Raw genomic sequence first — 12,114 nt, forward strand, 5'->3', positions numbered from 1 at the left:
GCGACTCCTTACGCCTTCTCTGCTTGAACAAGATGTTGTTTAGTAAAGCGGTATAGGTAGTGAGGACCACCGGCCTTCGGACCCGTACCCGACAAACCTTGACCACCGAATGGCTGAACGCCAACGACCGCACCGACCTGATCGCGGTTGATGTAGCAGTTACCCACACGAGCGTGTTTTTCAATCCAACGGTAAGTGGTTTCGTTACGGCTGTGAATGCCCATTGTGAGACCAAAACCGGTTTGGTTGATTTGCTCAACCACGTTTGGCAACTCAGACGCTTTAAAGCGAACAATGTGCAAGATAGGACCGAATTGCTCTTCTTTCAGAACATCAATGCCCGAGATTTCGAACGCACTTGGTGATACAAAATCACCGTGCTGACACGCTTCATCCAACTGCAATTGAGCAACTTTGGTTTGCGTACTTGTCATGTGCTCTAGGTGAGCAAGGAGTTTGTTCTTTGCATTGCTGTCGATAACCGGACCCACATCCGTTTTGTGTAGGTGCGGAATACCAACATGCAGTTCATTCATCGCACCTTGGATAAGGTTGATGATGCGATCCGCAACGTCTTCTTGAACGAACAGAACGCGCAGAGCAGAACAACGTTGACCAGCAGAAGCGAAAGCGGAACGAATCACGTCACGCACAACTTGTTCTGGTAGTGCCGTACTATCCACAATCATGGCGTTTTGACCGCCAGTTTCAGCGATAAACGGTACTGGCTTCGCGCTACGCTCGGCAAGCGTCACGTTGATGCGCTGCGCCGTTGCTGTCGAACCAGTAAATGCCACGCCTGCAATCGCATCGTGAGATGTCAATGCATGACCGATTTCACCACCACGACCTGGCAATAGCTGAATCACACCTGCCGGGAAACCGGCTTCTAGCATCAATTCAATCGCACGCGCCGCAATTAAGCTGGTTTGCTCAGCTGGCTTAGCCACAACTGTGTTACCTGCAACCAATGCCGCTGTGACTTGACCAAGGAAGATCGCTAATGGGAAGTTCCATGGGCTGATACAAACGAATACGCCAAGCCCTTCGCGGCTAGAAATACGTTTTACGCCATCAAAGCCCTCTAATTCGAACGGTTGAAGGTTTTGCGCTTGTTTCGCGTAGTAACGACAGAAGTCGACCGCTTCACGCACTTCATCAATGCTATCGTGAATCGTCTTACCCGCTTCTTGGTGACAAATCGCCACCAGCTCAGCCAAGTTTTCTTCCATCAGATCCGCAAGCTTATCTAGGCACACTGCTTTTTGTTCAATCGCGGTGCCTTTCCACTCTGGGAATGCAGCATCAGCCGCTTCGATTGCAGCGGAAACATGATCAAGGCTTGCGAAAGCCACCTGACCCACTTCAATACGACGATCGTAAGGGGCAGTAATGATCTCTGCGGAGTTTTCCTTGATCATGCTTTCGGCATGTTTTTCGCCGTTGATGATCGGACCCGCAGTCCACTTCTGGGTTAGAAAGCTTTCAACCTGCGCTTCAAACGGCTTCGCTTCGCTATCGATATCAACGTTCACACCGTACGAGTTTTTGCGCTCTGGGAAGATGCCGGTTGGCATTGGAATTTGGCCGTTGTGCAAGGTCTCAAACGAGGTCAACATATCAACAGGGTGATGCGTCAGCTCTGAAATCGGACAGCGCGCGTCCACCAAACGATGCACAAACGAACTGTTCGCGCCGTTTTCTAGTAAGCGACGAACCAAGTAAGGCAGTAGATCCGCATGGCTACCGACTGGCGCGTAAATACGTACTGGCTGACCATAAGTGTCCATCACATGGTTATAAAGCGAATCGCCCATACCATGCAGACGTTGGAATTCGTAATCTTTGTGCTCTGCCATTACAGCAATCGCCGTAACAGTGTGCGCGTTGTGACTAGCAAACTGCGGGAAGATATTGCCACGAACGCCTTCACTTAGTAGGAAGCGAGCACACGCTAGGTAAGCAACATCCGTCGCTTCTTTGCGCGTGTAAACAGGGTAGTTCTCGTAACCCGCTTGTTGCGACCACTTGATTTCGCTGTCCCAGTACGCGCCTTTTACTAGACGCAGTGGGATCAGATCACCCTGCTCTTTCGCTAGACCGTTTAGCCATACCAATACTGGCAGTGCACGTTTCGAGTAGGCTTGAACCACCAGACCAAACTTACCCCAGCCTTTCAAAAGGTCGCTGCGGTACAGTTTTTCAAAAAGTTTTAGTGACAGCTCTAAGCGGTCCGCTTCCTCTGCATCAATCGTAATGGCAACATCCACCTCGATAGCGCGTTTAAGCAGCTGCGTTAAGGTGTCATAAAGCTCTGTCATCACGCGTTCTTCATTCGCCACTTCATAACGTGGGTGAAGTGCAGAAAGCTTGATAGAAACAGAAGGTGCAGGGCTTGTATCGCTACCGTACGTTTCGCGACCAACGGCTTCAATCGCCATTAGGTAGTCTTTGAAGTACTTGCTTGCGTCTGCCGTAGTCAGCGCCGCTTCACCCAACATATCAAAGGAGTAAGTGAAGCCTTTGTCGCGCATTGGGCGACCGTTTTTCTGTGCTTCTTCAATCGTACGACCACGTACAAACTGATGACCCATGATCTTCATGGCCTGATACATGGCTTTACGAATCACAGGTTCTGAGAATTTGTTCACCAGACGGTTTACAGCCTGACCTGGGCTCTGGGTTTCTTGCTCACCAAGACCAATCACTTTACCCGTTAGCATTAAGCCCCAAGTTGACGCGTTTACGAAGACTGAATCAGAACTCTTTAGGTGAGATTTCCAGTCAGCAACGCTTAACTTATCTTTAATCAGTGCATCCGCCGTTGCTGAGTCAGGAATACGCATCAGTGCTTCTGCAAGACACATCAGCAAGATACCTTCATGAGTATCTAAGCTGTATTCCAGCAGTAGCGCATCAATCATCTGAATTGACTTTTTATCCGCACGGATGGCTTCGATAAGCTGGGTTGTTTGGGTCGTGATTGCCGATTTTTCTTCCGCTGTCGGCGTCGCTAGTGGCAATAATTGCTCTAGCCATTGAGACTCGTCCACCATGTACAATGGCGAGATCAGTGACCACAACTTATCAAGCGGCTGCTCGATAAATTCCGGTGTTAACACGTTCGTTGCAGTAAACATGCGTTTTCCTCAATCTCTCTCCTCGAAAACCGCTTCGAGGATCATCAATGGCTGGCAGTGTATTTTGAGCCCGAGAAGAATACTTGTCAAAAACTCCGAGCTTTTTGCTAAAAACTCGCTTTTATAACAAAACATCTACATAGTCACACGCAATTACATAATATATTGTGTTGTAAAAATTCATCTTTGCCCGTCATTTACAACAAAGGCAGATAGGTTTTGAGCAATTTTTGTTTGAATAAGAAGGATTTAGATTGCGGTTTTGTGAGGAACGGACAAAAACAATGAAAACTTTCGGAGAATTACGCAAAAAAGTTCGACTTTCCTGTACAAAACGCAAGCACAAAAAAGCCGCGACTCATGCGCGGCTGTCATCAGATAAGCAACTATTCCAATATAATTAGCCAACCTGTTTCTTATACTGAGAAGGCGATAACCCTTGTAAACGAGTAAAAGTATGCGTAAAGGTACTTTGGCTCGAGAAACCAGTAAATTCAGCAATTTGTCCAAGCGTAAGGTGACCTTGTTCAATTAAGTCACGCGCCATATCAATACGTTTACCTAACACATACTGATGCGGCGTAATGCCCATCTGATCTTTAAATAAACTGTGGAACTGGCTTTCGCCCAAAAACACACTGCCCGCCAGCTGCGCCACACTGATTTTGTGGCTCAAGTGCTGCTCGATGTAACGGTCAATCGCATCCAGATCAAAGCGAGACTCTTTCCTCGACGTTTCAAATGCTGAGATATGACGCTGCATCAGAGCGATCACGGTATCGTTACACGCACGGCTTAGCAGTAAGTCATCTGGGTGATTACGCATCTCTTGCACCAGCATCTGAATCAGCTTTTGGATTTGACCATCCAACTGGAAGTAAAGATGAGAACGCTCTAGATTGTTGATTTTCTGCAGCATCTCGGGGTCATCATTGGCTGGCTTTGGCATGTTGAGCACCAAAATATCTGATTGATGAATCACGCCGCCGAAAGCATGATCAGAAGACGCCGTTACGATACAACCTTGTCCCGGACCAACCAGGTTGCCCTGTCCACGCACTTCAAATTCCGCTTGTCCTTTCAAGCCGATCACGATCTGAGTGTAAGCATGATCATGGCATTCCATATAAGACGGAAGCGTGATCAATTCTGCTGGCTTAGGCAGCATGATCTCTTTATGCAGCGGGGCTTTCGGGTTATCTGGGTTACTCATTTCAACAGTCGTCTTTACACGGTCAGCTTACACCTTGGCATCATATACCTTCTCGGTTGGGTTGCAACTCCTCCCCGAGTCAATCGCACAAGATCAAACCAACACGATCAAGGCTCTCTACATGATCATAGTTCCGGAACGATGATCATGTAAGAGTAACTTACGGTCAATGTGCAACCAATTTTTTTAACAAAAACGGGCAGATAGCAAAAATTACCAAAGGTGAGACAAACACTTAGCAAAGATCCTAGCAATGAAAATGCACATTAATGTAAAAGGTAAGATGAAAATTACGATCGAACGCGCACGAAATGCCCGAAAAACAGTGGCATAGAGGGATTTCCCCCCTTACTAACCTCTTCTCGATTCAATACATTAGACCTCGAGCTCTAGGATGCATACGACCCTGAGCTCATCGGTATCTACTTGATACCTCTAACTTACTTAGCAGACCCTCGCTACGTAATTTAGAACCTCTTCTACACGTCGACAAGATTATATCTTGTGTTGCCAGCCCGTCTTCAGGCTGGCTTTTTTTTTGCCTATCGCCAATGAAAACAATGGCATAAGCTGCTAATATATCGGACATCTCACTGTATCCTGACGTTAATCATCACGCAGAGCTATCTTGATAGACCTTCTCTCTTCCAGTTCTATCTGGCGCGATTCTCGAAAGCATGATCAAGGTAATGCGATAATGTAAACGCAGGCAAAGCAAAGTGAGGGAACGACCTGTAATCATGCAGGCGATATAGCAGTAGTGAGTCCCTTGTGAATATTCCAGTCAATACCATAGAACAGTCGCTCCTTCGACAGCTACCGGGTTGTTGGGGATGCAAAGATAAAGATTCGGTATTCCGCTATGTGAATCAGGAATACGCCGAGTTAATTGGGTACGATTCGCCCGAAGCTTGTATCGGTAAGACAGACTTCGAAATGGCTAGCCCTACCATTGAGTGCGCCCAAGACTTTCAAGAACAAGACAAGCATGTGATTGAAACCGGCGAGTCGCTGAAGATCCTTGACATACATCCTTATCCAGATGGCCATTGGCGCGCGCACATTTTTACCAAGACACCTTGGAGAGATGAAGACGGCAACATCATTGGCACCATCTTTTATGGCCGCGAGCTAACGGATACCGCTGTGATTGAAGTCGGTTATTGGGTTTGCCGAGCCATTGGTGGTGCACCAAATCAACAGTCTATCTTCCGTTTTTCTAATCTTAAACCCGAGCCAGAAAAGCTGACCTGCCGTGAGCAAGAGACGCTGTTCTTACTGCTCTATGGTAAGAAACCGCAATTCATCTCTCAGGTGATGGGGATTTCAACCAAGACAGTAGAAGGGCATGTCGCTCGTCTGCGCACTAAATTTGAAGCCAATAGTAAGAACGAGCTTATCGATAAAGCGATGGAAGCAGGTTACGGCTCCATCGTGCCAAAGACGCTGCTTAAACATCAGTTGTCTGTTGTTCTCAACGGCGAACGTTGAATTTCCAAACTAGAAAACAAAAACACCGCCCATTTCGGCGGTGTTTTTTTATCTCGTCATCGAAGTGACTACGGCGCAAGACGGTCGATGTCCCACTCACCTTCTTGATTTGAGAACAAGAAGCGGTCATGAAGACGGTGTTCACCACCTTGCCAGAACTCAATGCTTTGTGGCTTAACGCGGAAACCACCCCAGAAGGTTGGCATAGGAATCTCACCTTTAGCAAACTTCTGCTTCAGCTCTAAAAACTTACCTTCCAATACGCCACGTGCAGAGATACGGCAGCTTTGCTTGCTCGCGATCGCTGCTAATTGGCTCTCTTTCGGGCGAGAAGTGAAGTACTTCATGTTCTCCATCGGCGTTAGCTTTTCTGCCACGCCCGTGATGTGAACCTGACGCTCAAGGGGATGCCATGGGAAATGCAGGCTGATGTTGCTGTTATGCCCAAGCTGCTGCGCTTTGCGGCTGCCCAAGTTGGTGTAGAACACAAAGCCATCTTTATCGACACTTTTTAGCAGCACGATACGTTGAAACGGCATTCCGTTTTCGTCCACAGTCGCGACCGTCATCGCCGTAGGATCCGTTAGCCCCGCTTGTACCGCTTGCTCTAACCATAGGTTAAATTGATCAATCGGATCTGCTTTTAAATCTTTACGACGCAGGCCACCTTTTGTGTACTCACGACGAATATCAGCAAGTTCCATCTTCACTCCTTCACTCGTTTTTGTCGATTGTGCGCCCGATACTAAGGAAATACAAGGACAGCAAGCAAGAACCCTGATTGCAGTTTTGTGCTGTGTCACGTTGTCGCAGCAGCTCACAACATCATTAAATGCCTTTTGATAACATGGCGTTAAAAACCAGTGAGCCAATCGTGAACCTACTTAACCCCAAAGCTCTGCGCCATTTTTTGTTGGTCTTGCTCGCCATCGGTCTGGTCGGGCTAATGTTGACCCATAAATACGCAACCCAGCATCAACATGATCAGTGGCAAAGCAAGTTACAAACTCAAGCTTCACAGGTCGCCCAAGAAATCGATTATGAATTGGCAAAGTTTGAGCAAATCCCGAACTTACTCAGCCATGATCCAAGATTGCTTGAAGCCGTCAAAGTAGGTAAGCCATCAGAATCGCTCAACTTATTGCTCGCCGATTGGTTAGCACAAAGCCTCGCTGACACCATCTATGTGCACGACAAAACCGGCTTAGTTATCGCATCGAGTAACTACCAGCAAGACGACAGTTTTGTGGGCTCTAACTTTGCCTTTCGTCCTTACTTTCAGCACGCCCTAAATGGAGAGAAAGCTCAGTATGTTGCGCTGGGCGTACGCTCAAATAAGCGCGGCTATTTCTTCTCTTCCCCTCTTTGGGTTGAGGGCAAAGTCGCAGGCGTGATTACGGTTAAAGTAAACTTGGAGCAACTCGAAAAAGGGTTAACCCAAGAAAATGGTGGGTTACTGGTTACCGGTGTGCACGATGTCGTCTTCATGAGCAACTTGCCCGATTGGCGCTACCGAGCCCTATTCCCATTGTCTGAACAGGCAAAACGAGAGCTTAACCAGACTCAACAATACGGTGATACCTTGCCTCAATATCGTGGCGAGTTTACTGGGCAAAGCGGCGCGACGCAGTTGGAGAACAATCAGCTATTGGTTTCACCCAACTACCTCGCTTACGCAACAAACTTATTCGACAAAGGTTTTCGTGTTGTCGCTCTGATTAGCCAACAAGAAGTGTTTGCTGCGGTATTGCAAGCGGATGTGATTTACCTTTTGCTGTATTCGCTCGTTGGCCTAATAGCCTTAGCGTGGTTTCAAATGCTAGTCAACAAAGCACGATTAGCAAATATGAATACAAACTTGGAAGAAAAGGTCACGGAACGCACCATAGTACTGAGCCAAGCCAACCACCAGCTGCAACAAACCGTGCACCAATATGAACAGAGTCAGCAAGCGCTCAAGCAAACCCAACAAGAGCTTACTCAAGCCGCGAAACTCGCACTACTGGGCGAGCTGTCTGCCAGCATCAATCATGAAATCAACCAACCACTTGCTGCACTTCGCACCTATACAGAAAACTCTCAACGTTTGATGGCGATGGAACGCTACCCTATGGTGACAGATAATCTCGGCAAAATGCTCTCTCTCAATGACACCATTGCCGAAGTCATTGCTCGTTTGAAAGTCTTTACGCGCAAAACGGACAATAATTCGCACAACGAGGTGTCCGTGCTACATGACGCGGTACATAACGCAACGCGCATTCTGAGCAGCAAGCTGATCAAACAAGGGGTGACGCTAAAAGTGCCAAACATTGAATGCGACGTGAAACTCGCCATTCACAGCGTCGAGCTAGAGCAAGTACTGATAAATCTCTTCCATAATGCAGCCCAAGCGATGGAAGGACACTGTGTCGAGCCACAAATTTCGATCGCGATACAATGCAATGAAAGCAACTGCGATATTCTGATTTCCGACAACGGACCAGGTATGTCAGAACAAGCATTAGCCAAAGTATTCGATCCATTTTTCACCACGAAACCTGAGGGACTTGGGCTGGGTTTAACCATTTCAAAACGTATTTTAGAAAGCTATCAAGGCTCTCTCAGTGCTTACAATCACAATGCTTACAATCATAGTGCTTTCAGTGATATGGATACGCAATCCCAGCAGTCAGGCGGCATGACCTTTATTGTCAGCGTGCCTTTAGTCCCACTTCATCCTGCAGAGGAACACTCTCATGCATAATCCCGTTTTCTTTGTTGATGATGAACCCCATATCCGTGATGCGGTCACTCAAGCGCTATTAATCGAAGGGATTGACGTCACTTGCTTTCCAAACGCAGTTGAAGCGCTGCAACAAATAGACCCAAGCGCACCGGCATTGATCATCACTGATATCCACATGCCCGTGATGAATGGCCTAGAGTTTATGCGCACACTGCTAGGCAAAAATAGTCACTTTCAATTTATCGTCTTAACCGGCCATGGCGATGTGAAAACTGCCGTCGAAGCGATGAAGAGTGGTGCATACGATTTTCTCGAAAAACCCTTCTCTACCGAACAGTTACTTAAGTCACTTAATAACGCTGGCGACAAGTTGGCCTTATTACAAGAAAACGTCTGGCTTAAAAAAGAACTCGACATGCAAACCCATGTTGGTCCCAAGATGATTGGTCACAGCCAAGCCATGGTCGACATTCGCCGTACCTTGATCAGCACCCCGCTCCACCAGCCGCTGATTTTTGTCGGTGAAGATGGAACAGGAAGAAGGCTGGCTGCGCAGTTTGCTCACGATATTCACGCCTCACCGGAAAATGAATTGTTCATTGCTTCTGGCGAAGATTTGTACGAGCTTTCTCTCGATGCACTAGACAAAACCGTACATCATCTTACGGACGGTAAAAGTCATTGCAGTTTGTACCTACACAGTGCAGAACACATCTCGACAAAACAGTGGCAATGCTTATTTGAACACCCAAAACTGCAACGTGTTTTTGGCGCAGCCAACACAGTAGACAAAGGTATTGAAAGCTCAGTAAAGATGATTCGGATGCCGAATTTGAATGAACGCAAAGAAGACATCGGTCCCCTATACAAACACTTTGTGCGTCACGCAGCGAGTCGCTATCAACTCCAACCTCCTCAGATTGGTCTCGATGAGGTAAAACGGGTTACGGAACTCGATTGGCCTGAAAACATCAAACAATTGAGGCAATTTGCGGAGTTAAGAGCGCTAAAACCCGATGTGTTTAGTATGGAGGATTGGAGCAGTGAAAAGAGCATCGAAATCCAAAGTATGACTCAACGCACAGAACACTTTGAATACTGCTTGTTGTTTGACGCCTTGCAACGACACAGAGGCAGACTCAAAGAGGTTCAACTAGAATTACAAGTGTCGCGCAAAACCTTGTATGACAAACTAAAAAAACATCAGTTGGACAAAACACAGTTCAAGGCACAGTAAACAAAGGGATGCTTACCCTTTCACACATTTTTATTAACCGAGCATGCTGACATGCTCGGTTAATAATAATAAGATCAAAAAGATAAACCGTCTTTATAGAACAAGGAATGTGATGAGCCGAGACAACTACAACAAACTGAGCAGCGACGAGCTAGACTTTGTTGATGACAAAACCGCTGCTTTGCTCTTAAACACGCCAAATAGTGCCCGCTTAATGCTGTGGGTGATGGTGCTGTTTTTTGTTGCGGCCATAGGCTGGGCATCATGGGCTGAGATCGACAAAGTGACCGTAGGCCAAGGCAAAGTCATTCCATCTTCTCAAATCCAAGTGGTGCAAAACTTGGAAGGCGGCTTGGTCAAAGAGATCTTAGTCAAAGAAGGCCAACAAGTTGAGAAAGGTCAACAACTGCTGCTGATTGACGATACCCGCTTCCGCTCTGATTTTCGTGAGCGCGAACAGCAAGTTGCCAACTTAACCGCCTCGGTACTGCAGCTTTCAGCCTCAATCAACAGTGTCGAAGTCAATCGTGATTTTGACGACAGCAACTGGGAAAAGAATGTCGTTATCGACTACGGCAAACTGACGTTCCCACCAACACTTGAAGAGAACCGCCCTCGCCTGACTCAACGTCAGAAAGCAGAATACCGCGAAGACTTGGATAACCTGCGCAACCAAATTTCGGTCATAGACCAACAAGTTAAGCAGAAACAACAGGATTTGGTGGAGATTCAAGCGCGTGTGAGCAACCTTCGTCAAAGCTATCGTTATGCAAAGAAAGAACTGGATATCACCAAACCTCTGGCTGATGAAGGCGTCGTACCTAGAATTGAACTCTTAAAGCTTCAACGTCAGGTGAACGACACCCGTCGAGAAATGACGTCTAGCGAGTTGAAGATCCCTGTCATCAAATCGGGCATCCGTGAATCGATGCTCAACCGTATCGATGTCGCATTGAAATTCCGCTCCGAGCAACAAGAAAAACTCAACAGCACGCAAGACCAGCTCTCAGCACTTGTCGAATCAGCGGTAGGCTTGGAAGACCGAGTAAACCGAACCGTGGTGGTTTCTCCAGTAACGGGCACCATCAAGACATTGAACGTCAACACCGTTGGTGGCGTTATCCAGCCGGGTATGGACATCGTAGAAATCGTGCCGACCGAAGACACCTTATTAGTGGAAGCGAAGATCGCGCCGAAGGACATCGCTTTCTTGCGTCCAGATCTTCATGCGATTGTGAAATTCACTGCGTACGACTTCACTAAATACGGCGGCTTAGAAGGAGAGCTGGAACACATCAGTGCCGACACCACACAAGACGAAGAAGGCAACAGCTTCTACATCGTCCGTGTACGCACAGAGAAAACCAGTTTCGGACAAGATGCGGACTTACCTATCATTCCAGGTATGACAGCATCTGTTGATATCATCACAGGGAAACGAACGGTTCTGGAATATCTACTCAAACCGATTTTGAGCGCCAAAACCAACGCACTGAAGGAGTAAGTGTTTGCAAGGTACAAACAATGTGTTCTTACATGATGACAAGTGGTTAAATAAAAAGCACTTTTCTCACCAACGAGCCCATTTCAAGGGTACACTTGTGATGTGAGTCGAATATGCCATCCAAATTGAAGCGTAAAGTTACATTATTAATCAGCATCAGTTGTTTTTCGTTCCAAATTGGGGCGCTCAACAGCAAAGAGCAACGATGGGTCGATACGGTCACTTCAGTTTATGGTGAACGCGCAGGGCAGCGCGTCAAAACATGGCGAGAGAATTTGGATTCCTTACAAGTCCAGAGCAATAAAAAGAAACTCTCCGGTGTGAACAACTTTTTTAACCAACTCTATTTTGTCGATGACATCAATTTGTGGGGCAAAAAAGACTATTGGGCAACACCACTCGAGTTTATAGGCAGTAATGCCGGTGATTGTGAAGACTTCACGATAGCGAAGTATTTCTCATTGCTCGAACTCGGAATCCCAGATTCAAAAATGCGCTTGGTCTACGTAAAAGCGATCAGACTAAATCAATTTCATATGGTGCTGGCGTATTACCCAACACCAAGCTCTGAGCCGCTCATCCTCGACAATCTCAACCCAGAAATTGTTCGAGCTTCCAAGCGTAGCGACTTACTACCGATTTACAGTTTTAATGGTAAAAACTTGTGGCTAATGAAGTCTTCTGCCAGCAGTGGAGAGCTAGCAGGAAAAGCCTCACGTTTGAGCCTTTGGAATGACTTACGCTCGCGCGAACGTAAGTTGCAGTTAAAGAAACCTAAAATTAACTATGACGAGTGAAAAA

At 46.9% G+C, this 12,114-nt stretch carries 8 protein-coding genes; 5 read left to right on the forward strand and 3 right to left on the reverse strand.

Going from position 1 to position 12,114, the window contains the following annotated elements:
- Positions 1 to 8: 8 nt before the first annotated feature.
- Both putA and KIO97_RS16560 read right to left on the reverse strand, forming a co-directional pair.
- Positions 9 to 3,140: a bifunctional proline dehydrogenase/L-glutamate gamma-semialdehyde dehydrogenase PutA gene (gene putA, locus KIO97_RS16555; protein ID WP_285383466.1), complete on the reverse strand. Its 3,132-nt coding sequence runs from the start codon at positions 3,138 to 3,140 to the stop codon at positions 9 to 11.
- Between the two features lie 400 nt (positions 3,141 to 3,540).
- Positions 3,541 to 4,353 carry an AraC family transcriptional regulator gene (locus KIO97_RS16560; protein ID WP_045371321.1) on the reverse strand — a complete coding sequence of 271 codons (813 nt, stop codon included), beginning with the start codon at positions 4,351 to 4,353 and terminating at the stop codon, positions 3,541 to 3,543.
- A 771-nt stretch (positions 4,354 to 5,124) separates the two neighbouring features.
- Here KIO97_RS16560 and KIO97_RS16565 point away from each other — a divergent pair.
- A complete protein-coding gene (locus KIO97_RS16565; protein WP_005428959.1) occupies positions 5,125 to 5,844 on the forward strand; it encodes a PAS domain-containing protein in 720 nt (239 codons plus the stop codon).
- Positions 5,845 to 5,912: 68 nt separating this feature from the next.
- Here the strand turns inward: KIO97_RS16565 and pdxH are convergent, their stop codons facing one another.
- Positions 5,913 to 6,548 carry a pyridoxamine 5'-phosphate oxidase gene (gene pdxH, locus KIO97_RS16570; RefSeq protein ID WP_285383467.1) on the reverse strand — a complete coding sequence of 212 codons (636 nt, stop codon included), beginning with the start codon at positions 6,546 to 6,548 and terminating at the stop codon, positions 5,913 to 5,915.
- A gap of 128 nt (positions 6,549 to 6,676) precedes the next feature.
- Between pdxH and KIO97_RS16575 the strand changes: the two genes are divergently transcribed.
- The 4 genes from KIO97_RS16575 to KIO97_RS16590 all read left to right on the forward strand — a co-directional run bounded on the left by KIO97_RS16575 (position 6,677) and on the right by KIO97_RS16590 (position 12,110).
- Positions 6,677 to 8,590, forward strand: coding sequence for an ATP-binding protein (locus KIO97_RS16575; protein WP_285383468.1), 1,914 nt, complete (start codon positions 6,677 to 6,679; stop codon positions 8,588 to 8,590).
- The gene (locus tag KIO97_RS16580) at positions 8,583 to 9,809 is read left to right on the forward strand and encodes a sigma-54 dependent transcriptional regulator (protein ID WP_285383469.1); all 1,227 of its coding nucleotides are present in this window, start codon (positions 8,583 to 8,585) and stop codon (positions 9,807 to 9,809) included. Before KIO97_RS16575 ends, KIO97_RS16580 begins: the two co-directional genes overlap by 8 nt.
- Before the next feature lie 112 nt (positions 9,810 to 9,921).
- Entirely contained in the window at positions 9,922 to 11,313 is a 1,392-nt protein-coding gene (locus tag KIO97_RS16585) for an HlyD family type I secretion periplasmic adaptor subunit (protein ID WP_045371313.1), read from the forward strand.
- A 113-nt stretch (positions 11,314 to 11,426) separates the two neighbouring features.
- On the forward strand, positions 11,427 to 12,110 hold the full coding sequence (locus tag KIO97_RS16590) for a transglutaminase-like cysteine peptidase (protein WP_012130390.1): 684 nt from the start codon (positions 11,427 to 11,429) through the stop codon (positions 12,108 to 12,110).
- Positions 12,111 to 12,114: the final 4 nt, after the last annotated feature.

Origin of the sequence: Vibrio sp. B181a (assembly GCF_030248375.1) — a bacterium.
Classification (GTDB): domain Bacteria; phylum Pseudomonadota; class Gammaproteobacteria; order Enterobacterales; family Vibrionaceae; genus Vibrio; species Vibrio campbellii.